This window comes from Maritimibacter alkaliphilus HTCC2654, from assembly GCF_000152805.1.
GTDB classification, from domain to species: Bacteria; Pseudomonadota; Alphaproteobacteria; order Rhodobacterales; family Rhodobacteraceae; genus Maritimibacter; species Maritimibacter alkaliphilus.
Window position 1 is genome coordinate 1302872 of record NZ_CH902578.1, and the last position, 22368, is coordinate 1325239.

Annotated in this window: 19 protein-coding genes; 9 read left to right on the forward strand and 10 right to left on the reverse strand. The window is 63.8% G+C overall.

Annotation, left to right across the window (positions count from 1 at the left end):
- Positions 1 to 6: 6 nt before the first annotated feature.
- The 7 genes from RB2654_RS07405 to RB2654_RS07435 all read right to left on the reverse strand — a co-directional run bounded on the left by RB2654_RS07405 (position 7) and on the right by RB2654_RS07435 (position 8592).
- Positions 7 to 879 carry a branched-chain amino acid ABC transporter permease gene (locus RB2654_RS07405; RefSeq protein WP_008330099.1) on the reverse strand — a complete coding sequence of 291 codons (873 nt, stop codon included), beginning with the start codon at positions 877 to 879 and terminating at the stop codon, positions 7 to 9.
- 14 nt (positions 880 to 893) lie between these two features.
- Positions 894 to 2063: an ABC transporter substrate-binding protein gene (locus tag RB2654_RS07410; protein ID WP_040884551.1), complete on the reverse strand. Its 1170-nt coding sequence runs from the start codon at positions 2061 to 2063 to the stop codon at positions 894 to 896.
- A gap of 88 nt (positions 2064 to 2151) precedes the next feature.
- Positions 2152 to 3420 carry an aminomethyltransferase family protein gene (locus tag RB2654_RS07415; RefSeq protein ID WP_008330104.1) on the reverse strand — a complete coding sequence of 423 codons (1269 nt, stop codon included), beginning with the start codon at positions 3418 to 3420 and terminating at the stop codon, positions 2152 to 2154.
- Between the two features lie 88 nt (positions 3421 to 3508).
- Entirely contained in the window at positions 3509 to 4252 is a 744-nt protein-coding gene (locus RB2654_RS07420; protein WP_008330105.1) for a GntR family transcriptional regulator, read from the reverse strand.
- 583 nt (positions 4253 to 4835) lie between these two features.
- Entirely contained in the window at positions 4836 to 5837 is a 1002-nt protein-coding gene (locus RB2654_RS07425; protein WP_008330106.1) for an ABC transporter permease, read from the reverse strand.
- Complete coding sequence (locus RB2654_RS07430; RefSeq protein WP_246146523.1) at positions 5834 to 7432, reverse strand: sugar ABC transporter ATP-binding protein; 1599 nt, start codon at positions 7430 to 7432, stop codon at positions 5834 to 5836. Before RB2654_RS07430 ends, RB2654_RS07425 begins: the two co-directional genes overlap by 4 nt.
- Before the next feature lie 41 nt (positions 7433 to 7473).
- On the reverse strand, positions 7474 to 8592 hold the full coding sequence (locus RB2654_RS07435; protein ID WP_148912477.1) for a sugar ABC transporter substrate-binding protein: 1119 nt from the start codon (positions 8590 to 8592) through the stop codon (positions 7474 to 7476).
- 281 nt (positions 8593 to 8873) lie between these two features.
- Here RB2654_RS07435 and RB2654_RS07440 point away from each other — a divergent pair, with 281 nt between their 5' ends.
- On the forward strand, positions 8874 to 9908 hold the full coding sequence (locus RB2654_RS07440) for a LacI family DNA-binding transcriptional regulator (RefSeq protein WP_008330109.1): 1035 nt from the start codon (positions 8874 to 8876) through the stop codon (positions 9906 to 9908).
- A 21-nt stretch (positions 9909 to 9929) separates the two neighbouring features.
- On the opposite strand, the gene RB2654_RS07445 is transcribed toward RB2654_RS07440, so the two are convergent.
- Both RB2654_RS07445 and RB2654_RS07450 read right to left on the reverse strand, forming a co-directional pair.
- Positions 9930 to 11708, reverse strand: coding sequence for a hydantoinase B/oxoprolinase family protein (locus tag RB2654_RS07445; RefSeq protein ID WP_008330110.1), 1779 nt, complete (start codon positions 11706 to 11708; stop codon positions 9930 to 9932).
- Between the two features lie 4 nt (positions 11709 to 11712).
- Positions 11713 to 13770 (reverse strand): hydantoinase/oxoprolinase family protein, encoded by a 2058-nt coding sequence (locus tag RB2654_RS07450; RefSeq protein ID WP_008330111.1) that lies wholly within the window; start codon positions 13768 to 13770, stop codon positions 11713 to 11715.
- A gap of 177 nt (positions 13771 to 13947) precedes the next feature.
- Between RB2654_RS07450 and leuC the strand changes: the two genes are divergently transcribed.
- The 7 genes from leuC to RB2654_RS07485 are packed head-to-tail and all read left to right on the forward strand — an operon-like array spanning position 13948 to position 20115.
- Entirely contained in the window at positions 13948 to 15351 is a 1404-nt protein-coding gene (gene leuC / locus RB2654_RS07455; RefSeq protein WP_008330112.1) for a 3-isopropylmalate dehydratase large subunit, read from the forward strand.
- 2 nt (positions 15352 to 15353) lie between these two features.
- Positions 15354 to 15989, forward strand: a complete 636-nt coding sequence (gene leuD, locus RB2654_RS07460) for a 3-isopropylmalate dehydratase small subunit (protein ID WP_008330113.1) — start codon at positions 15354 to 15356, stop codon at positions 15987 to 15989.
- Positions 15989 to 16627 carry an isochorismatase family protein gene (locus tag RB2654_RS07465; RefSeq protein WP_008330114.1) on the forward strand — a complete coding sequence of 213 codons (639 nt, stop codon included), beginning with the start codon at positions 15989 to 15991 and terminating at the stop codon, positions 16625 to 16627. The genes leuD and RB2654_RS07465 overlap by 1 nt, the downstream gene beginning before the upstream one ends.
- On the forward strand, positions 16624 to 17502 hold the full coding sequence (locus RB2654_RS07470; protein ID WP_008330115.1) for an isocitrate lyase/PEP mutase family protein: 879 nt from the start codon (positions 16624 to 16626) through the stop codon (positions 17500 to 17502). The genes RB2654_RS07465 and RB2654_RS07470 overlap by 4 nt, the downstream gene beginning before the upstream one ends.
- A gap of 2 nt (positions 17503 to 17504) precedes the next feature.
- The gene (locus RB2654_RS07475) at positions 17505 to 18479 is read left to right on the forward strand and encodes a 3-hydroxyacyl-CoA dehydrogenase NAD-binding domain-containing protein (protein WP_008330116.1); all 975 of its coding nucleotides are present in this window, start codon (positions 17505 to 17507) and stop codon (positions 18477 to 18479) included.
- Between the two features lie 38 nt (positions 18480 to 18517).
- Entirely contained in the window at positions 18518 to 19678 is a 1161-nt protein-coding gene (locus RB2654_RS07480) for an iron-containing alcohol dehydrogenase (protein ID WP_040885537.1), read from the forward strand.
- Entirely contained in the window at positions 19678 to 20115 is a 438-nt protein-coding gene (locus RB2654_RS07485; protein WP_008330118.1) for an acyl-CoA thioesterase, read from the forward strand. Before RB2654_RS07480 ends, RB2654_RS07485 begins: the two co-directional genes overlap by 1 nt.
- 161 nt (positions 20116 to 20276) lie before the next feature.
- On the opposite strand, the gene RB2654_RS07490 is transcribed toward RB2654_RS07485, so the two are convergent.
- Entirely contained in the window at positions 20277 to 21515 is a 1239-nt protein-coding gene (locus tag RB2654_RS07490) for an ROK family protein (RefSeq protein ID WP_050771942.1), read from the reverse strand.
- Positions 21516 to 21693: 178 nt separating this feature from the next.
- Between RB2654_RS07490 and RB2654_RS07495 the strand changes: the two genes are divergently transcribed.
- The coding region (locus RB2654_RS07495) for a substrate-binding domain-containing protein (protein WP_040884553.1) at positions 21694 to 22368 on the forward strand (675 nt) is incomplete at its 3' end.

A 22368-nucleotide genomic window follows, 5' to 3' on the forward strand; every position in this document is an offset into this window, starting at 1 on the left:
ACAGCCTCAGGTCTTGGACGTGCGCCGGAACAGACCCTCGGGCCGCCAGCTGAGTACGAGAAGCATGAGCGCGTAAAGCGCGATGGTGGCGAAGTCGGGGGCAAGGTACTTGCCGGCCGTTTCGACGGTGCCCAGCAAAAGCGCGGCCACGAAGCTGCCCAGCATGTTACCCGGCCCGCCCACCGCCACGACGGCGAGGAACAGCACGAGGTATTTCAGCGGGTAGTATGGCTCGACCGGCAAAAGCTCGGCCCCGGCCACACCGCCCAGCCCGGCCAGCGCGGCCCCGATGGCAAAGGCGGCGGCATAGATGTGCCGGGTGTTGATCCCCAACTCGCCCGCCGCGCGCGGGTTGTCGACCGTGGCGCGCAGGCGAATGCCGAACCGGGTCCGCTCGAACAACAGCCAGATGCCGATCAGGGTCGCCAGACCCAGCACCAGCGGCACGAAGCGTTGGGTCGGCACCTGCCGGAAACCAAGGTCGGTGGCGCCCCTCAGAAATTCGGGCAGCCGGACGGGCACCAGAGAGTTGCCGAACATCATGCCCGACAAGGCGATGCCCATGAACACCAGCCCGATGGTCAGAAGAACCTGATCCAGTTCGGGCCGGTGATACAGCCGCCGGATCAGCGCGATCTCAAGCCCGTAGGCAATCGCGCCTGCCGCAAGCGCGGCGCAGATCAGCGCCAGACCATAAGGCAGACCCAGCGCCGTGATGGCGGTTGCGGCCGCATATCCCCCGATCATCGCGAATGTCCCGTGAGCAAGGTTCACGAAGCGCATCAGGCCAAGCGTGACCGTCAGACCGACTGACACCATGAACAGAACCAACCCATAAGCGATTCCGTCGATCAGGATGCTTGCGATAAGGGAAAACATGCGGCCGCCCCCTCTTACTGCGCCGCGCCGTAGTCGGGCTGCGCTTCGAAGGTCTTGATCTCGCGGTTTACGAGACGACCGTTCTCTTCCTGCTCGACGACGCGGATATAGACGTTCTGAACGATGTCGCGCGTCTTGGGGTCGATGCTGATCGGGCCACGCGGGCTTTCCCAGCTTGCCCCGGCGATGGCCGCGATGGCCCCGTCAGGATCGGCTTCGCCCCCGGTCGCGCGGATCATTTCATAAAGCGCATGGGTGCCGTCGAAGGCCGACACGGTGGCCGGGTTCGGTTCGGCATCGGGATAAAGCTCGGCCAGCTTCGCCTTGAACGCGTCGTTTTCAGCGGACTCGTGCGCGGCGGAATAGAAATACCCGGTCTCAAGCCCGATCGCGGCCTCGCCCAGCGACTGAAGGTCCACTTCCTGCGTCTCGGAGGTGCCGACAAACGCGATGCCCGCATCGTCCAGACCGTTGTCGCGGTAGGCGTTCACGAAGCTGAAGGTGGGCGGGCCGTAAGGCAGGAACACAAAGAGCGCGTCGGGCTTTTTCAGCTGGATCGACTGAAGGTAGGGGCCGAAGTCGGTGGTCGACAGCGGCATCCGGATCGATTCCAGCACCTCGCCGCCGCCCTCGGTGAAGGCTTTGACAAAGCTGGTTTCCGCATCGACGCCGGGGCCATAATCGCTCACCGCCGTCACGACGGTCGTGTAGCCTTTGTCCAGCGCGTTCTGCGCGGTCGGGACCGACACCTGCGGCAGCGTGTTCGACGTGCGCACATAGTACGGCGACTGCGACACGACCGCCGAGGCGGAGGCGTTGAAGATCACCGTGGGGATCTTGGCCTGCGCCGAAATCCCGGCGGCGGCGATGGCGTTCGGCGTGAACACGAAGCCTGCAAGGTATTGCACCCCGTCACGCGCCACCAGTTCCTGCGCCAGCGCACGGGCGCGGCCCGGATCGGGCGATTGCAGGTCGCGGTAGATGAACTCCACCTCGATCCCGTCGGCGGGTTGGCCGTTCATCGCGACATAGGTTTCGATCCCCTGCCGGAACGGTTCCCCGAACGAGCCGGAGAAGGGCCCCGAGAACGGGCCGACCACGCCGACCTTCACGGTCTCGGCAAGGGCCGGCAGGCATGTCAAAGCAGCAACGAGCGTGGCTGCCAATAGTCGTTTGGTCGTCATTGGTTCCTCCCAGTTTCATGAGGTTGGACAGACCGCGAAGGGCCTGCCCCGTTGATCCGGCCCGGTGACATCACCGGGCCGGAGAAACTCAGTAAGACGCGCGGCGGTTGTCCTGCTTGTAGGGCGCAGGCTGCACGGTCGCGCGGATCTCGATCTGCGGGTTGCCGGGGGCACCCCACAGCACCGAGACTTCGTTCCCGATCTCGGCCTCGGCCACGTCGACGGTGGCCAGCGACAGCATTTCGCGGAAGAAGTAAGAGTAGCCGCGCGAGGTGGTCGTCCCGATGTCCCGCCCGTTCTTCAGCACGCGGTCGCAGTACATGAAGCCACGCTGATCGCGGGGGATCTCCATCCAGTCGTAGGGCTGATCCTTGCCGAAGAGCGAGGCAAAGACCTTGCCGATGTCGTCGGCGTTCCAGACCAGCGTGCGGATCACACGGCGCGGGTTCGCCTTTTCCTCGGCCAGCGCGTCGCGCCCGATGAAGTCGTGGCCCAGATGGATGCGGTTGGCCCAGCCCAGTTCGACGGGCGAGCGGTACCAATCGGACACCTTCTTGCCTTCAAAGCTGCCCGCGACGTTGAAGGTCGAGGCGAAGGCGGGCATGGCCGACCGGAACTCGTCCAGATACCCGGCCATGTCCGGTTCGAAGATCGCGGGCAGATAGTCGGTGACGATGGTCGGGAAGCACGCCTCGAGGTGGTTGATGAACGCCGCACGCCCGCCCAGCTTGCGAATGCCGAACTCTTTCCCGGCTTCGACGATGGCGTCGTATACGTCCTGACTTTTCCTGATGTCGCCCTGAAGCTCGAACCCAAGCTCGCCCGCCATGCCCTGACGCAGCGCGACCACGTCGCACCCGGCGATCTTGATGTGGCCGTTGTACATGAACTTCACGTCGCGCAGCTTCTGCCCGCAGGCTTTTTCGACGACGTGGATCGCGTCCGGCCCTTGCACCTGAAAGTTGAACCAGTCGTCGCCTTCAGATGTGGCGTTGTAGTCGCCATGGCGCATCTTGTAGTCGACCCAGAAGGTGCCGCGCCCGAAGTGCATGAACTCGTCTTCGCCCAGACGGGTCAGCACGCCCTCGGCAATCAGCTTGCCGTTCTCGTCGGTGTGAATGACGTGCTTGGACTGGTTCAGCTCGAACTTCTCGAAATTGTTGACGGACGTGTCCGCGAACAATTTCAGCGCATCCGGCCCCCGGAACCGCCGCTCCCACAGGAACGACCAGTCACCGATGTAGCAGCCTTCCTTCCACGACATGCTTTCGTCCTGCCAGTCGGTGTATTCCGGCTGGCCCCAGCGCGTGGTGAAGTAGCCTTCCGGCGTTCTGCGCAGTTCCTCGATGGTTTGCATTGCTGTCCTCCGTTCTTCAGCAGACACAGCTTCCCCGGCCGTTGCCGACAGTGTCGCAGCGGTGGTCGAAGTCTGTGATTTCAGGTGTTTATTTCCGGCTTGCTCTTTTCGCTTTCTCGGCAATCCAGGGAATGGGTTCGTCCTTTGCGCGCAGGAGCTGCAAGTAGCGTGCCGCGCAGAAGGAATGTTCGTGGGCAAGGCGCTCGGCGCGGGTGGCGTTGCCCGCGCGGATGCATTCGACGATGGCGCGGTGCTGTTCCTGCGCCATGATCAGCACCTTCTTGACCGCCCCGTGGTTCAGCGTCAGGGACTCGACGAACGCGTTGGGCGAGCCGAACGGCAGCGCCTTGATCCGGTCCAGCGACATCGCAAGCATCTCGCTGTCTGACGCGTCGAGCAGGAGCCGGTGGAATTCGTTGTTGAGGTGAACGTATTCGGTCTGCTCACTGTCGGTGGTGAGCCGCCCGACCACGTCGTCAAGCTCGAGCACGACACTGTCCATCTTCTGAAGGGTCGCCGCAGGCACGTCCCGGTCGGCGGCCAGCCGCGCCGCCATCCCCTCAAGAATCCCGCGGATCTCGATCGCCTGAAAAACATCCTTTTCCGTATACGATTTGACCTCGTAGCCGCTTTTCTCGCGTTTCGCGAGAAGACCCTCTTCGGCTAATTGTGCCAGCGCGGCACGGGCCGGCGTGCGCGAGACACCAAAGCGTTCGACGATCAGCGGTTCCGACACCCGCGCACCCGGCGCTAGCGTTCCATCGACGATCAGCCCGCGCAGCCCAAGGAAGGCCGCGAGTGTCTGGGATTTTGTGGTGTCCGACTCGGTCATGCTGGGTCTCCTCCGTCTGCCTATAAAACATTACACGGCGGCCCGGACAAGAAAAAACGTATACGAAATGACCTTTTTTTCGCAAACTACGCCCTCTTTAACGAAAAAACGTATACGTTTTTCCAAGTACCGTCGCGCAAAGCGAGCGCTCTTCGCCCGCAAACCTTCGAAGGCTGGTCGGAAACTTCTCGGCCAAGGCGTGAAGGGGCTGCGCCAAGCCTTTGACTTTCACGGAGATCACGTTGAAGTGCGGGCAACATCACCCGGATCGCAGACCTCATACCCGGCGAAAACGCGCCGCCGTCACCGGATCGTTTCGTGACGGACGTCGAGGCCTCACTCGCGCCCTAGGTCCACCGCATTGAGAGCTAAACGGCTGAAACGACCATGGGGCACAATGGCCAACCATATGGACTTGGGATCGGTCTGGAAACGGTGGCAACAGGCCCTGCGGGTCTTGGGACGAAGCTGCGAAAGCCCCCTGCCCGACCATCAGACGGCACCCTCAGCAGGCGCGGGCCCTCGGCAGAGCCCGAACCCGCCTCAGAAACCCGCCCGCTGACAGCTGTCCTGCGCTCGCGTTTTAGCCGATGTCGGACGCCTCGCGCCCGCGGGTCAGCTGCGAAATCGTCACGGCGAGGATCAGTGCGCCACCGTTGAAGACGTTCGTGACCCACAGCGGAATCCCGAACATGGTCAAGCCGGTGATCCCGGTGCCGAGGAAATAGACCGCGACGATGGTGCCCCACGGATTGAACCGTCCCGGCATGATCGTCGTCGAGCCAAGGAAGGCCGCGGCGAAAGCGGGAAGCAGGTAGTTCAGCCCCGAATACGGGTCGGCGGACCCGAGGACGCCCGCATAGAGCACCCCGGCGAGCGCGGCGACGACGGACGAGGCGACGAGCGCGCCTACGCGCATCTTTTCCACCGGGATGCCGTTCAGCCGCGCCACTTCGCGCCCACGCCCGACGAACAGAAGCCGCCGGCCAAGAGGTGTGAAGTCGAAGACATACCAGAGAACGATTGCCGCCGCGAACGCGTAGTAGAAGGCGTAAGGCACGCCGAACAGCCGTCCGCCGACCACCCACATGATCAACGCGTTGTCGATGCCGCCGATGGTCGAGGAATTAGTGAACCACTGCACGACGCCCGAGATGAGCGAGGTGCTGCCCAGTGTCACGACCAGAGAGTGAATGCGGAAATAGACGATGAACAGCGCATGAAAGAGGCCGACCGCGAGCCCGCCCAAAAGGGCGAGAAGGATCGAAAGCTCGATCGACACATCCATCCACGAATTCAGGACCGCGATCATACAGGACGACAATGTCATCGTCGCCCCGACGGCGAGGTCATAGTCCCCCGATGTGAGGGGAATGATGATCGCCAGCGCCAGAAGCGCGGCGGGCGCATAGGAGGCGAACAGGATCGAGAAGTTGCCCCAGCGCAGGAAGGACTCCGGCATGGCGATGGAAAACCCCGCGATCAGCAGAAACCACACGAGGATCAGCGCGTAGCGTTCGAACAGCCGCATGGCGTTCACATTGGACTTCTTGCGTGGCGTTGCGGATTCCGTGGACGTGCTCATGGTGTCCCCTTGTCTTGGCCCGCTGCGTCTTGTGCACGACCCTCGGCCGTGCCCAGCGACGAATAGCAGGCTTGCGTGATGTTGTCCTTGTCGACCTGCGAGCCGGCCAGCTCATCGACGATACGACCGCGCGCGAAGACGAGCACGCGGTCACACAGCTCGGCGAGCTGTTCGGCATCGGAGCTGGCGCAGATCACGGACATACCCTTGGCGGCGGCCTCTTTCACCGCCTTGAAGATGTTGGCGCGCGTGCCGACGTCGACGCCCTGCGTCGGTTCGTCCAGCAACAAAAGCCTCGGCTCGCGTTTCAGCCACCGCGCGATAAGAACCTTCTGGGCGTTCCCGCCGGACAAGTTGCCCAGGTTCAGTTCCGGGTCGTTCGGGCGCACCTCGAAGCGTTCCCCGAGCGCCTTCGCCTCGCGCCGCATCTGGCCGTTGCGCAGGAACCCGCCCTGCACGTACCCGCCGATGTCGGGCAGGAGCATGTTCTCGAACACCTTCATGTTGCCGACGCCGCTCTTGGTGTCCCGGTCACCGGGCAGGAGCGCGATGTTTTCGGCGATGGAGGCCGCCGGTGTCATCGTGCGCAGGTCGAAGTGCTTGCCGTCGTCGAGCGTCATTTCGCCCGAATGCGCGGGATCCGCGCCGAAGACGAGGTAGGGGATCTTGTCGTAGCCCGAGCCGATCAACCCGGTCAGCCCGAGGATTTCACCCTTCCCGACCGTGATGTCGCAGGTCGGGATACCTGCGCCCGACAGACCCTTCAGCCGGGCCATCGGTTCGAACTTACGGGCGACGTGAACGGGGGGTGCGGCGCTGGCGAGGGAGCGGCCGATAATCATCTCGATCATCTGGTCCCGGCTCGCATCGCGTGTTTCGATTTCGCCCGACACCTTGCCGTCGCGCAGGATGGTCACGCGGTCGGTGATCTCCATCACCTCGTCGATGTCGTGCGAGATGAAGGTGACGGCGGAGCCATGATCGGCGATCTGGCGCATGAGCTGGAACAGCCGGTCCACGCCTTCCTTGGGCAGGAACGGCGTGGGTTCGTCCAGCAGGACGAGGCCGGGTTCACCCGTGCGCTCGCATTCCTCGCGGATTTCCTCGAAGGCCCGGATGATCGCGATGAGCGCGCGGTTCACAGCACTGAGTTCGTCGATCCGGCGCCATTGTTCGACGTCCACATCGTAGCGGTCCAGCGTCTCTTGCGCCGCCGCGCGTTCCTTGCGCCAGTTGATCCGGCGACCCTTGCCGAGCGCGATCTGCGATAGGCGAAGGTTTTCGAGCACCGTAAGCGACGGCACGAGGCCGAGGTTCTGGTGCACGAAACTCATCCCGAGACGGCGGAAGGTCGAAGGGTCCAGCGGCAGCGGAACGTCGCGCCCGTTGAACTGCATCGAACCGCCCGGATCGGGGGCGTGAAACCCTGCCAGAACCTTGATAAGGGTGGACTTGCCGGAGCCGTTGGTTCCCAGAAGCCCATGCACCTCGCCCGGCTCGATGGTCAGCGAGACGCTGTCCAGCGCCCGGGTCGCACGGAATGTCTTGGATATGTTCTCCAGGCGAAGCGTGGGTGGCGTCTGTGTCGACGCCACCCGATCGTTCCGCGCAGAGATCTGCTCGGTTGTCATGGGGATCAGTTCAGGCCCCAGAGCTCACGGAAACCCGACACGTAGGCGTCGCCATAACCCGTGTCGAACTGCGCGGGCGTGCCTGCCATCTCGGCGTTGCTTTCGTCGAAGATGTAGAACGGCACGTTCAGCTTCTCCGGCACCGGCAGACCGCACAGGTCACGCATGTTGGCATCGACCGTGGCATATGCGATCCAGTCGAGGCTTTCGCCGATGTCCATCGAAACCGAGCCTTCCTGGATGTAGTCGAGCACGAAGGGCGTGCCGTTGAAGGTCGCGACCTTCACCGAGCCGAGGTTGCCGGTCAGGCGAAGCGCCGGAACGACGAACTGCGACATGGAATCGTAGATCGGCACGATCACGTCGATCTCGGGGTTGGCCTGAAGCGCCGACTGAACCGACGACTGGATCTTGGTGCCCCATTCGGCCACGCCGACGTTGACCTCCTGCACGATTTCGCAATCCGGGCAGTTCTCGGCGAGCACGCTTTCGAACCCGTCGACGAGCGGAATGGTGGGCGGCACTTCACGCGACACGACGAGAAGGACTTTGCCCGCACCGTCCGTGTTCACCGTGACCCAGTTGGCGAGGATCTTGCCGATCTCGTTGAAACCGACCGGAAGCGTCGAGGACAGCAGTTCGTTCGGCGTGTCCGAGGGGTCGTAGAAGTGCGACGTGGTCACTTTCACGCCCGCCTCGTTGGCGGCGGTGATCTGCGGCACGACGGTATCGGGCGAGATGCCCGAAATCAGGTTGATGACGTCGAAACCATCGCGGATCGCGAAGTCGAAGCCCTGCACCCACTGGCTGGGTTGGCCCTGGTTTTCCCATTCGGCCACTTCGAGCCCGATGTCCTCACCCACCGCTTTCATGCGGTCGATGATCCCCTTGAGGAAGGGGTTGGCGCTGCTGTTCGGGATCGCCAGCATCTTGCGGTCCGCGGCGCATTCGCGAATGTCGAAGGGGTCGCCCGGTGCCGTGAAGACCGGCTGTTCGAGGTAAGGCGCGAGGGCCTCCTGAGCGCGTGCGATGCCTTCCGAGGCGTCCTGCGCACTTGCCGCCGTACCGGCGACCGAAAGCGCCAGCGCCGATACCAGGCCCTTGATTGTGTTGGAGTGTGTCATGTGTATCTCCCTGTTGCCGTTGATGTGCGTCGCGGTCGTTTTGGTCGACTCGTCGTTGACTTGAATACGCATTCACATCTTTCTCAGAATTCGATTCATTGTCAATCATGCATTCTTGGGTTTCTCCCCGAGCCTTGAATTCGGATGCAGGGATTGCCGCCTGCCAAGGGCCCGTGGCATGGGTGCAGAATATGATCGCCTCGGGGCGTGCAATCCATTAGAGAGTGATCCGCGCTGGCCCCGGTCGGCGCGGTGGTGGACGGAAAAGGTATTTTGTAGCGATGGCACGTCTCAAATCACGGGTGACTTCCTTCGACGTGGCCAAACTCGCGGGCGTGTCACAGCCTGCCGTGTCGCGCGCCTTCACGCCCGGTGCGAGCATCACGAAGGAAAAGCGCGACCGCATTCTGGCCGCCGCGAAAGAGCTGAACTACGTGCCGAACGTGTTCGCGTCGAGCCTGTCGTCGAAGCGCAGCAACATGGTCGCGGTCATCAGCGGAAACCTGAACAATCCCTTTTATTCCGAGACGTTGCAGGTGTTCGTGGAATCCATCCAGCGCACCCATCGCCAAGTCCTCGCTTTCTCGGTGCAGGACGGGCGCGACAGCGACGACGTGATGATGCAGGCGATGCGCTATCCCATCGACGGGCTGGTCGTCACCTCGGCCCAGATGTCGTCCGAACTCGTGAAACTCAGCGAAGGTCTGGGCATCCCGGTGGTCATGTTCAACCGCCGCGTTGTCGGATCCGAACTGTCCGGGGTCCAGTGCGACAACTTCGAGGGGAGCGCGGTTCTGGGTCGGCTGATGGCGGCTGCGGGCGCGCGGCGCATCCTTATCGTGCGGGGCGATCCGCAGGGATCGACGAGCATCGACCGGGTTCAGGGGTTCCGGTCCGCCGTGGACGGGGTCGCCGGGGTCGAAATCGAAGAGGTCGACGGTGAATCGAGCTATTCCGGCGCGCGAAACGCCATGATCCGCCGCTTCAACGGGCCGGGTCCGCGCTTCCCCGACGCGATCTTCGCGGTGAACGACATCATGGCGATCGGCTGCGCCGACGCGCTGAACGAGAACTTCGGCCTGAAGATACCCGATGACATCATGCTCGCCGGGTTCGACGGGATCCGGGAGGGGCAGCGCGCGCCCTACAGCCTGACGACGGTGCGTCAGCCGGTCGAACGGATGGTCGCGGAAACGCTCGAGCTTTTGAAGGCCGCGCCGGAAGACCTGAAAGGGGCCGAAGCACAACGCCGGGTGATCCCCGGCGATCTGATCCCGGGCCACACCGTGCCCGGAATGGGAAGGTGGGCGCGCTAGGCACGCCCACCGCAAAGGGCCTTATTCAGCCGCTTCGTGAACGCCGGGGATGAAGCCGAAATCGAACGGTGCCGGTTCGCCCCGCTCTTTGCGCTGCGACTTGCGCAAAGCCTCGGTCCCGTTTTCGTCCACGGTCAGATCCTCGCCGATGAGAACGCCGTAGTCGCACTCGGCCTTCTGGCGTGACACCAGCCCGTCGCGCACGTCCTTCAGCACCTTCTCGACGGGCCGTTCCAGCGGATCGCCCCAGCCACCGGACCCGGCGGTGATGAAGATGATGCGGTCACCCGGCTCGACCTTGACGCTGTCGGTCTTGGACGGAATGCGCTCGGGCTCGTCCTTGCCCGCGCGCACGACCCATTTGCTCGACGTGCCGCCGTGCAGGCCGCCGTTGATGCCCCAGGGCGGCACCACCTCGCGGTCGTCGTGGATCGAGATCGAACCGGAGGCGAGCACGCGATACACCTTCTCGATCCCGGCACCGCCACGGTGCAGACCGGCCCCACCGGCATCCTGCACCGGGCGGTAACGCTCCACGATCACCGGGTAGTAGTTCTCGATGTATTCGATGGGCGTCGCGCTGAAGAGCGGCCACCACGCGTGGCCGTCCAGACCGTCGTCACGCGGACGGCCCGGCACACCGCCGAACAGAAGCTCCATCAACTGGAAATACTTCCCGTTCTCGTCGGTCCCGGTGAAGATAAAGTGCGGGCTAGTGCCGTAGCCCGCCGCCATCGAAAGGTGCGGGGCCTGCTGGCCCAGCGCGCCCGCCTGACAGTCGAAAAACCGCGTGTGCGTGTTCAGGCGGTTCGACAGAGCGGCCGGGAACTTGGGATTGAGAAGGCTGCCTTCGGGAAGGATGATCTCGAACAGGTCGTAGAACCCTTCGTTGAACATGATCTTGGGATCGAACGCCATAATCATGTACACGCCGAAGAACAGTTTGCAGAGACCTTCGTGGATGTGGAAGTTGATCGGCCCCTCGGCCTGATCGTCGGTCCCGGTCCAGTCGATGACCGCGACTTCGCCCTTCTTGTAGATCGAAAGGTGCAGCTTGAACGGGCCGTTGCCCACGCCGTCGTCGTCCACGTAGTCGGTGAAGGTCACCGGCTCTTCGGGGATGTATTTCGAGATCAGCACACGCATCGCTTCGCGCGTGCGCGACATCAGCTCGTCACAGGCGGTCAGGTAGCTGTCGCGCCCGAAACGGTCGCAGATTTCCTGCACCCGCTTGGCCGCCGTCCGGCACCCGGCGATGAGCGCCATGAGGTCGGCGCGGTTCATGTCGGGCGTCCGGCTGTTGTTCAGCATGATCTGGAGAACGCCCTCGTTGAGCTTACCGTCCTCGTAGATCTTCACCGGCGGGACGCGCAGCCCCTCTTCCCAGATCGTGTAGGCATCCGCCGGCATCGAACCGGGCACCTTGCCGCCCGTGTCCACCATGTGCCCGAAAATCGAACTGTATCCGACGTGGTGGCCCTCGTGGAAGATCGGCATCATCACGCACCAGTCGTTGTTGTGCGAGATCGAGCCCTTGCAGGCATAGGGGTCGTTCCAGACGAAGATGTCGCCTTCGTTGATGTTGTTTTTGTACTGCTCCACGATCTCAGGGATGTAGGAGCCGAACTGGCCAACCACCATCTGCCCCGCGGGGTTGCAGATCATCGGGAACTCGTCGTGCTGTTCGCGGATCACCGGAGAAAGCGCAACGCGGGTCACGACGCTGTCCATCTCGAACCGCGCGTTCAGAAGCGCGTTCTCGATCAGGTCGAGTGTAATCGGGTCGAGTTTCTTGGTCATTGGATCATTCTCCCTTGTTGGTGGGCCAGATCATCAGGTTGCCGGTCTCGTCGACCTCGGCATAGTGATCCGGTAGCAGGACGGTCGTGGTATCGTACTGTCGCACGATCGCCGGCCCCTCGATCCGCGCGCCGGTCGCAAGCCGGTCCCGGTCGATATGCGGCGTGTCGATCCATTCGCCGTGGAAATACGCGGGCTGGGTTTCGATGATCGCTTCGGCCACGTCGGTCGTGCCGTCCTCGGGCATCGTGTATTCCACCGGCGGCGTCGCCCCGGTCGCGACGACACGCAGCGCCACCAGTTCGATCGGCAGGTCGAAGCGCACACCGTAAAGGCGCTCGTGGGTTTCGTGGAAATCCTTGAGCACGGTGTCCAGCCCGTCCGCCTTGTCGATCATCTCGGACGGAACCGTGATCTCGACCTCGAACCCTTGCTGCTCATAGCGCAGGTCCATGGTGTATTTGAGCCCGCGGTCGGTCGTTTCGACCTCCTGCTCGTCGAGCCATTCCAGCGCCTTGCCACGAAGGTCGGCGAAGTGCTCGAACACCTTGCCGTCGTTCATACCCGCGACCGAGCCGATCAGGGTCTGAACGAATTCGTTCTTGAACTCGGCTTCGAGGAAGCCCAGCGCCGACAGAACGCCGGGGTTGTGGGGCACGACAACCGGGTAGCAGCCCAGCACCTGCGCCATGGCGTTGGCGTGGAGCGGTCCAGCGCCACCGAAGGCGACGATACCGAAGTCGCGCGGGTCGAGACCGCGCTGCACGGTGATGACGCGCAAGGCGCCCAGCATCACTTCGTTCGCGATGTCGAGAATGCCCTGCGCCGCGTCTTCAGACGACAGGCCGATGCTCTTGCCGATGCTGGCAACCGCTTCGCGCGCGCCGTCGACGTCCAGCGTCATGTCACCGCCCAGAAGGCGCGAGGGAAGGTAGCCCAGGATCACGTTCGCGTCGGAAACGGTCGGTTCGGTGCCGCCGCGCCCATAGGCGACCGGGCCGGGCATCGCGCCCGCGCTGCGCGGCCCCACGCGAAGCGAGGTGGTCAGTTCGGACACCTCGGCGATCGAACCGCCGCCCGCGCCCACGCTGCGCACGTCCAGCGTCGGCACCTTGGCCGGGAAATAGCCCACATCGGTCGACCGCGAGATCATCGGATTGCCGTCGATGATGACCGAAACGTCGGTGGATGTGCCGCCCATGTCGAACGCGAGGAGCTTGTTGATCCCCGTGCGCCGCGCGGTCATCGCGGTGGCGGTGACGCCCCCTGCCGGACCGGACAGCACGGTGTGGACGGGCCGTTGCGCAGCGGCCTCGGCGCTCATCAACCCGCCGTCCGAGCGCACGATGTGCAGGCGGCTTTCGACCCCGACCTCTTTCAGGCGCTGTTCGATGCGCGACAGGTAGCGCGTCATGATCGGGCGCACATAGTCGTTCATGACCGTCGTGATCGCGCGGTCGTATTCGCGGAATTCCGGCAGAATGTCGGAGGACAGCGAAACCGTCATGTCCGGGAAACGCTCCTGTACAAGCTCGCGCAACCGCCGTTCGTGCGCTGGGTTGGCGTAGGAGTGCATGAGCGAAATCGTCAAAGCTTCGATGCCGGAGCCGCAGAGGTCGTCGATCAATTCGATCGCCTTCGCCTCGTCGAGTTCATGCACCACGTTGCCGCGCGCGTCGACCCGTTCGGGAATGCCCCGTGTGTCCTTCAGCGCGGCGAGCGGATCGGGCTTGTCCATCACGATCCAGCCGAACAGCGGACCGGGCGTCCACGATTTCGCAAGGTGCAGGGTGTGCTCGAACCCTTCGGTCACCAGCAGGCCGACACGGGCCCCCTTGCCTTCGAGCACGGCGTTGGTGGCGACCGTCGTCCCATGCAGGACGAGCGAGATGTCCGACGGCTTCACGCCCGCCTTTTCGCAGATCAGGCGCACCCCTTCGGCGACGCCGATCGACTGGTCCTGCGGCGTCGAGGGCGTTTTCGCCCGGTACGTTTTGTTCGCCGCGTCATCTTGAAGTAGCAGGTCGGTAAACGTACCGCCCACATCGACTCCGAGCCTCATGATGCTCTCCCTGTTGCTGTTTACGCCTACTTGATTCAGTGAGGCAGCTTTTCTGTTGAATGCGTATTCATGAAATAGTAAGGTCCACCCAAGATCAAGGAAAAAAGTGGTGGCGCCCCCTGTCGCGAAACTGCCGGGAGGGAACCGTAAGCCATTGCCTTTGAGGAGAAAAACGTAATGTGCCCTCGCACCCTTTATCAGAAGATATGGGATCAGCACGTGGTGACCGATTACGGCAACGACGAAGCCCTCCTGTATGTCGACCGGCACCTCGTTCAGGAGGTGTCCAGCCCGCAGGCTTTCGCCACCATCGAGAAGCAGGGGCGCAAGGTGCGCAGACCCGAAGCCCATGTCGCCGTGGCCGACCACGCGGTCCCGACAAAGCGTGACGGCCGCCGGTTCGCGGATGAACTGGCTCAGGCGCAGGTCGACCGGCTGAAGCAGAACGCCAAGCGCCACGATATCACCTATCTCCCGATGGAGGGCGACCGGCACGGAATCGTCCACGTGATCGGCCCGGAACTCGGCTTCACCCTGCCCGGATCGGTCCTCGTCTGCGGTGACAGCCACACCAGCACCCATGGTGCCTTCGGCTGCATCGCGTTCGGCATCGGGGCGAGCGAATGCGCCACCGTCTTTGCGGCCCAAAGCCTGCGCCAGCGCCGGCAGAAAACCATGCGCGTCAACCTCGAGGGCGGCCTGCCGGCCGGTGTGACCGTGAAGGACGTGATTCTCGCCCTCATCGCCAAGATCGGCACGGGGGGCGGTGTGGGCTATGCCATCGAATACGCAGGCTCGACCGTGCGCGACTTGTCGATGGAATCCCGCATGACGCTGTGCAACATGTCCATCGAAGCGGGCAGCCGTGTCGGCATGGTCGCGCCCGACGAAAAGACCATCGCCTATCTCAAGGACCGCCCGCTCGCCCCGAAGGCCGAGCTTTGGGATGCCGCCGTGACCAGTTGGATGTCGCTGCGCAGCGACGAGGACGCCGTTTTCGACCGTGAGATCACGTTCGACACCTCGACGCTCGAGCCGCAGGTGTCCTGGGGCACGACGCCTGAGCACACCCTGCCAGTCAACGGCGTGGTGCCTGACCCGGAAACGCTTCAGGACGACGGCAAACGCGAAAAGATGCGCAAGACGCTTGAATACATGGGGCTCACCCCCGGAACGCGGCTGTCCGACGTGGCCATCGACACGGTGTTCATCGGCTCCTGCACCAATGGCCGGATCGAGGATCTGCGCGCCGCGGCGAAGGTTCTGACCGACCGCAAGGTTTCGCCGGGCATTCGTGCCATCGCGGTGCCCGGATCGGCATCGGTCAAGGCCATCGCCGAAGCCGAAGGGCTGGACCGCGTTTTCCTCGCGGCGGGCTTCGAATGGCGCGACGCGGGCTGTTCCATGTGCGTGGGCATGAACGACGACCGCCTGTCCAAGGGAGAGCGGAGCGCGTCCACGTCGAACCGGAACTTCGAGGGGCGGCAAGGGATCGGCGGGCGCACCCACCTGATGAGCCCGCAGATGGCCGCCGCCGCGGCGATTGCCGGGCATATCACCGACGTGAGGGACTATCTGTAACGATGGAAAAACTGACGAAACTGCGAAGCGTCGCCGCCCCGCTGATGGAAGATGCGATCGACACCGACGTGATTTTCCCGGCGCGGTTCCTGCTGTTGCTCGAACGCGACGGGCTTGGGCGGTATGCGTTCAACGAACGGCGCGGTGGAAACGAACCCTTCGTTCTCGACCAGCCGCCCTATGACAAGGCCCAGATCCTCGTCACCGGCGAAACCTTCGGCACCGGGTCGAGCCGCGAACAGGCGGTCTGGGCGCTCGCCGACCTCGGCATCCGCTGCGTGATCGCGCGCAGCTTCGGCGAGATCTTCCACGCGAACTGCTTCAAGAACGGTGTGCTGCCGATCCGTCTTCAGGGCGAGGAAATGGCCCGGATGGAAAAAGCCGCGCGAGCCGGTGAAGAGGTCGAAGTCGACCTGCCTTCGCAGACGATCCGGGTGGGCGACACGGCCATCGCCTTCGAGATCGAAGCGAACCGCAAGCGCGCGCTGATGGCCGGTCTGGACGAGATCGGGGCGATCTTGTCGGACGACGCCGAAGCGCTCGCGGCCTACGAAGAACGCCGCGCGCGGGAGACGCCCTGGCTCGTCCTCGCGCCCGAGCAGTTCGGACAGATCAAATCGGAAGAGGACGCAGCCTGATGAGCACGGAAACGGACCTCGTCGAAAACTACAAACGCGCCTACGGCAACCGGATCGGCTTCGGACGGAGGCCCGCGCTCATCTTCATCGATTTCGTCGAAGGCTACTTCAACGAAGCCTGCGAGCTTTATGCCGATGTGGACGATGCGCTCGCCTCCGCCCTGCGCATTCGCGAAGTGGCGCGGCAAAAGGGCGTCCCGGTGATCTATACCAATGTGGTCTATCAGGCCGGAGGCAAGGACGGGGGGCGTTTCTTCCAAAAGGCCCTGCCCCTGCGCAACTTCATCCAGGGCAACCCGATGGGCGACTGGCCCAAGGGGCTGGAGGTCGGTGAAGGCGAGCTGGTCATTTCCAAGCAATACCCAAGCGCCTTCTTCGGCACCTCGCTCGCCTCGACGCTCGCGTCCTGGGGCGTGGACACGCTGATCCACACGGGCGTCACGACCAGTGGCTGCGTGCGCGCCACCTGTATCGACAGTTGTTCGCACGGCTTCATCCCGATCATCCCGCGCGAGGCCGTTGGCGACCGGCACGAAGCCCCGCACGAAGCCAATCTATTCGATATGGACGCGAAATATGGCGACGTCGTTTCGGAAAGCGACGTCATCGACTATCTCAACACGTTGGAGCAAGAATGACCCGACCCAGCCTGAAAGCCGTGCTGGAGCGCGGCGAATTCGTTGTGGCCCCCGGCATCCACGACATGATCACCGCCGTTGTAAGCAACAAGGTCGGCTTCGATTTCGTCTATTCCTCCGGGTTCTGGGGAACCGCGTCCCAGCAAGGTATCCCCGACGCCGGGATCGCGACCTACACCGACATGGTGGGCCGCGTGGAAACGCTGTGCCGCACCGTGAAGGCGGGCGTGATCGCGGATGCCGACACCGGCTATGGCGGTCTTCTGAACGTCGACCACACCGTCCGTGGGTACGAGGCTGCGGGTGCCGTGGGCATTCAGCTTGAAGATCAGGAATTTCCCAAGAAATGCGGGCATACGCCCTATAAGCGCGTGGTGCCGACGCAGGACATGGTCAACAAGATCAAGGTCGCCTGCGAGGCGCGGCAGTCGCCCGAGACACTTATCATCGCACGCACCGATGCCCGCGCCGTAGAAGGGTTCCAAGGGGCGATCGACCGGGGTCTGGCCTACCGCGATGCGGGCGCCGACGTCGTCTTCGTCGAGGCGCTTGAGAGTGAGGACGAAATGCGCCGCTCGAACGAGTTGATCGACGCGCCGACGATGGCCAACATGGCCGATGGCGGCAAGACGCCGATCCTGACCGCCGAGGCGCTTGAGAACATGGGATACAACCTCGCCATCTTCCCCTCGCTCACCGGCCTCGCCGCCGCGGCGGCGGCCGAACGTGCGCTGAACGTCCTGAAAACCGAAGGCACCTCGAACTCCCCCAACATCGAGTTGTTCGACTTTTCCGAGTTCAACCAGTTGATCGGCTTCCAACGCATCTGGGACTTCGAAGCGAAGTGGTCCGAAATCGACGATCCGGTGAGCTGAACATGGCACGGGTCGTCTGCATCGGCGTCGGAACAGTCGGGTGCGGCTGGGCCACGGTGTTCGCCCGCGCGGGCCACGAGGTCGTCCTCTACGACGCTGACGCCGACGCCATCGCCGCCCGCGCCCTGCCCCGGATCGAGGCGACGCTCGAACAACTTGGCCGCGAGATGCCGACGGGCGAGACACCTGCCGACATCCGTGCGCGCATCCGCGTTGCCGGGTCGTTGGAAGAGGCGCTGTCCGGCGCCGAGGTCGTGCAGGAAAGCGTTCGCGAAGACCTTGCCATCAAGCGTGCGCTCTTCGACGAGATCGGGGCGGCTGCGCCCGACGACTGCCTGCTCCTCTCGTCGACATCGGCCCTGCCGGGGTCGCAGTTCCTCAGCGACATCCCGCATCCCGAGCGCGCGCTTGTCGGTCACCCGGTCAATCCGCCATCGCACATCCCACTGGTCGAACTTTGTGCCACGCCGCTGACGGCGCCCGAAACCGTGGAACGGGCGCGCCGGTTTTATACCGAGGCGGGCATGGAACCGATCACGGTAAACAAGGAAATTGACGGGTTCATCCTCAATCGCCTGCAATACACACTGGTCGCCGAGGCGATGCATCTGGTGGGCGAAGGGTATTGCAGCGCGGCCGACATCGACCGGGTGATGACCAGCGGGCTCGCACTTCGCTGGGCCTCGATCGGGCCGTTCATGACGGCCCATCTCAATGCCCACGAAGGGTTTGCCGGCTTCGTCGGTCAGCTTGAAGGGATGATGAAGAAAATGGGGGCGGACGCCCGCACCGATTACGACTGGGGGCCTGACCTCGTCGCGAAGATAAACGACGAAATGACCCGCCGACAGCCGGTGGGCGCGATCCCCGACGCCCAAAGCTGGCGCGACCGGCGCATCCTCGCGACACGGCGATTGCAGTCGGGGGACACGGCCCCCGGCGCAAAGGGGGATGGCACCGCGCCCGACCGCGGATAAAAAGACCCGGATCGCACCGGGATGGAGGGAGGACCATGATCGCACCGTTCACGTTCAACACGACGAAATCCGTCGTCTTCCGGCCCGGCGCGGCGGCGGGCATGGGCGAACTCGCCAAGCCCACCGTGGGCGAGCGTTGCCTGTTCGTCACCGACCCCGGCCTGCGCAAGCTCGGATTGTGCGACCCCGCTTTGGCCGACCTCGAAGCCGCTGGGGTGGCGGTCACGGTTTTCGATGGGGTCGAGGCCGACCCCAGCCTCGCCACGCTGATGGCCGCGACCGAGGCGGGACGTGCAGCGGACGCGACCGGCGTGATCGGGTTCGGGGGCGGCTCGTCGCTCGACGTGGCCAAACTCGCCGCGCTTCTCCTTGGCTCCGGCGAAGACCTCGACGCGGCATGGGGCGTCGCGAACGCCAAGGGACCGCGCCTTCCGCTGGTGCTCGTTCCCACGACCGCCGGGACCGGGTCCGAAGTGACGCCGGTGTCGATCATCACGGTCGGCGAAGAGGAAAAGCGGGGCGTCTCCTCCCCCGTGATCCTGCCCGACATCGCGGTTCTGGACGCCGAACTGACGCTTGGCCTGCCGCCCGCGATCACCGCCGCCACCGGCGTCGACGCGATGGTCCACGCGATTGAAGCCTATGCTTCCAAGAGCGCCAACAACAACCCGGTGTCAAAGCTCCTCGCCCGTGAAGCACTTCGGCTGCTTGGCGCGAACATCGAAACCGCCGTGATGGACGGAACCGACGTCGAAGCGCGCGGCGCGATGCTGCTGGGTTCGATGCTGGCCGGTCAGGCCTTTGCCAATTCGCCCGTGGCCGCCGTCCACGCGCTCGCCTATCCGATCGGCGGGACATTCCACGTGCCCCACGGCCTGTCGAACGCACTGGTCCTGCCCCACGTCCTGCGCTTCAACGCGCCGGTTGCTGCGGACCTCTATGCCGAAATCGCCCACGATGCCTTTCCGTATCTCGAACGCAGCAACGACGCCGATCGCCTGTGCACCGTCTTCATCGACGAACTTGCCGGGCTGTCGTCGAAACTGGGCATGGAAACCCGCCTGCGCGACGTCGGCATACCCGAAACCGCGCTTGAGAAAATGGCGGCGGATTCGATGCTCCAGCAGCGTCTGCTCGTCAACAACCCCCGCGATGTGAGCGAGGCCGACGCGCTGGCCATCTACCGCGAGGCGTGGTGATGGCCGACCGCCCGGCGCCCTCGACGCGGGAGGATTACCCGACATTCCGCACGCTTCAGACGCGCTGGCGCGACGGCGACGTCTACGGCCACATGAACAACGTCGTGCACTACGAGTTGTTCGACACGGTGGTCAACGGCTGGATGATGGAGCACGGCGTGCTCGATCCGAAGTCGGGCGAAACCATCGGCCTCGTGGTGGAAAGCGGATGCCGCTATTCTGGCGAGATCGTTTTCCCCGACACAGTGACCGCCGGGTTGAAGGTCACGCATGTGGGCCGCAGTTCGGTGCGCTACGAGATCGGGCTGTTTAGAAACGACGCTCAAGCGACCTCCGCCGAAGGCTACTTCGTGCATGTCTGCGTCGACGCAGAAAGCCGCCGACCGGTCGCCCTGCCCAACGACCTTCGAACCGCGTTGGAAACCCTCGCGATCTAAGCCGACCCTTCCGGTACGATTGTTTGTGCGGGTCCGGCCTTTGTGTTTGGCTGCTCAAGGTCATCATTTACGAGCCACACCCGCCTCGAGTCCCTCCACCGCAGCGCGGACGCGGCTAGCCACCGCGCACAACAACGAAACCAACCACTCCACACGCCAATTCAGCGCATCAGGAACGCATCCTTATCTACGAGGAATCGCTCGGACAGCGGCAAACTGGCCGCACCGAGGGACCGTGCATCGCTACCGATCGTGCCTGAACGGACATCCGGCGTCGCGATGCCGGCGAGGTTGGCGGTTGCGACACGGTCACGCGTGCGTTTCACGATCTCCGCCCGGATGTCATCAGGCAGCCAACCATCGATCATCGCCTGCGGAAAATCGATCAGACAGACTGCGGAGAGAATGGCGTAGGCAAGCCCCTCGCACGCCTCGTCCATCCAGCGATCGAGGATGGCGTCCGGCACGGACCAGCTTTTCGGGTTCTCCCAGATCATGTCTCCGTTTCCGCCGACCGCGATAAGTGCGTTTTCCAAGGATGCGAGCGAGGCGACATCAACAAGCTGCCGGGTTTGGGAACCACTCATCCCGAGCGGGATCGACCCAAGTGCGGCAGCGTTCCCGGTCCGTCCGGTATAAAGCGCATTGTCCACCACCAGCCCGCCGCCGACGAAGAACCCGATGAAGAAATAAAGAAAGTCGCTGGGCCGGTCCTTTTCGCCAAAGACCAACTCGGCGCCGCAAGCCGCCGACGCGTCGTTCTTGAGGTAGACGGGGAAATCCCAGTTTTCCGCGATTTCGCGCGCGACGTCGCGGTCGCGCCATTCCGCCAGCTCTCCCGGTTTCACACCAAGCGGCTTGGCCCAGTCCCAAAGCTGAAAAGGGATCGCGATGCCCAGACCGGACACGCGGGCGCGCTGAGGTGCGGTCAACTGGCCCAATAGTTGGTCGATGGCACTGTTGGCGAACCGCACGACGCCCTCGGGGGTCGGGAACTTGTGGGTGATATGCACCCGGCCTTCGACGCGCCCCACGAAATCGATGAGAACGAGGTCGAGGCTTCTTCGCCCGACCTTCAGGCCAAGGAAATATGCACCGTCCGCCGCGAGGGCCATAGGCACCGAGGGCTGCCCCACCCTGCCGCGCTGCGGCTCCCCGCGCGTGAGCAGACCGTCCCTTTCGAGTGCGCGCATAATCACCGAAACCGTCTGCGCCGACAGCCCGGTCGTGCGCGCGATGTTGGCTTTGGCAAGGGGGCCGCGCTGGCGCAGGAGCGTCAGCACGAGGCGTTCATTATGGGCACGCATCCCGCTTTGGTTGGAGCCGCGCACAGCGGCGGTCAGCACACCCGCCCCGACCTGCCCGTCATCAACACCTTGATTAAATGCGCTTTTACTCATTCCGCTCCGCGCGCCTCCCACACGAACTGGCGCCAAAGGTCGGAAATTGGGCCAGCTCTGTCAATAGTAAATCAGATTGATTTATTTATTGACAGGTCGCCCAGAATCACTGCCTTTTGCGAATTGTGGGGTCGGTCTTTCGGCTCTGGTATTCACTTTGACTTCTGGGAGGATGGTCATGAAATCCGCATTCACGCACACCCTGAAACTCGCGTCGGCCGCGTCGGCGCTGGCTCTGATCACGGGCGCCGCGCAGGCCGCTTCGCATGAGCCGGTCGGCGCTTGCCTCATCACCAAGACGGACACCAACCCGTTCTTCGTGAAGATGAAAGAAGGCGCTCTGAAAGGCGCCGAGGAGAATGGGATCGAGCTTCAGACCTTCGCCGGCAAGATCGACGGCGACGTCGAAACGCAGGTCGCTGCGGTCGAAACCTGCATCGCCTCCGGCGCGAAAGGCATCCTGATCACCCCGTCCGACAGCCGCGCCCTTGCGCCGGTGATCGGTCAGGCCCGCGACGCCGGCCTTCTGGTGATCGCGCTCGACACCCCGTTCGAGCCCGCAGATGTGGCCGACGCCACCTTCGCCACCGACAACTTCAAGGCCGGTGAGTTGATCGGCCAGTGGGCCGCCGCCACCATCGACGACCCGGCGAACGCACGCATCGCGCTGCTCGACCTGAACCCGTCGGAAGTCTCGGTCGACTACCTGCGCGACGGCGGTTTTCTTCAGGGCTTCGGCATCGACATCAAGGACCCGACCGACATCGGTGACGAGGATGACGACCGGATCATCGGCCACGACGTGACCAACGGCAACGCCGACGGTGGCCGCACGGCAATGGAAAACCTGATG

Bases quoted from the DNA above. Each gene is read 5' to 3' on its own strand.
- RB2654_RS07405 (WP_008330099.1), bottom strand. From the start codon at position 879: ATGTTTTCCCTTATCGCAAGCATCCTGATCGACGGAATCGCTTATGGG.
- RB2654_RS07410 (WP_040884551.1), bottom strand. From the start codon at position 2,063: ATGACGACCAAACGACTATTGGCAGCCACGCTCGTTGCTGCTTTGACA.
- RB2654_RS07415 (WP_008330104.1), bottom strand. From the start codon at position 3,420: ATGCAAACCATCGAGGAACTGCGCAGAACGCCGGAAGGCTACTTCACC.
- RB2654_RS07420 (WP_008330105.1), bottom strand. From the start codon at position 4,252: ATGACCGAGTCGGACACCACAAAATCCCAGACACTCGCGGCCTTCCTT.
- RB2654_RS07425 (WP_008330106.1), bottom strand. From the start codon at position 5,837: ATGAGCACGTCCACGGAATCCGCAACGCCACGCAAGAAGTCCAATGTG.
- RB2654_RS07435 (WP_148912477.1), bottom strand. From the start codon at position 8,592: ATGACACACTCCAACACAATCAAGGGCCTGGTATCGGCGCTGGCGCTT.
- RB2654_RS07440 (WP_008330109.1), top strand. From the start codon at position 8,874: ATGGCACGTCTCAAATCACGGGTGACTTCCTTCGACGTGGCCAAACTC.
- RB2654_RS07445 (WP_008330110.1), bottom strand. From the start codon at position 11,708: ATGACCAAGAAACTCGACCCGATTACACTCGACCTGATCGAGAACGCG.
- RB2654_RS07450 (WP_008330111.1), bottom strand. From the start codon at position 13,770: ATGAGGCTCGGAGTCGATGTGGGCGGTACGTTTACCGACCTGCTACTT.
- leuC (WP_008330112.1), top strand. From the start codon at position 13,948: ATGTGCCCTCGCACCCTTTATCAGAAGATATGGGATCAGCACGTGGTG.
- leuD (WP_008330113.1), top strand. From the start codon at position 15,354: ATGGAAAAACTGACGAAACTGCGAAGCGTCGCCGCCCCGCTGATGGAA.
- RB2654_RS07465 (WP_008330114.1), top strand. From the start codon at position 15,989: ATGAGCACGGAAACGGACCTCGTCGAAAACTACAAACGCGCCTACGGC.
- RB2654_RS07470 (WP_008330115.1), top strand. From the start codon at position 16,624: ATGACCCGACCCAGCCTGAAAGCCGTGCTGGAGCGCGGCGAATTCGTT.
- RB2654_RS07475 (WP_008330116.1), top strand. From the start codon at position 17,505: ATGGCACGGGTCGTCTGCATCGGCGTCGGAACAGTCGGGTGCGGCTGG.
- RB2654_RS07485 (WP_008330118.1), top strand. From the start codon at position 19,678: ATGGCCGACCGCCCGGCGCCCTCGACGCGGGAGGATTACCCGACATTC.
- RB2654_RS07490 (WP_050771942.1), bottom strand. From the start codon at position 21,515: ATGAGTAAAAGCGCATTTAATCAAGGTGTTGATGACGGGCAGGTCGGG.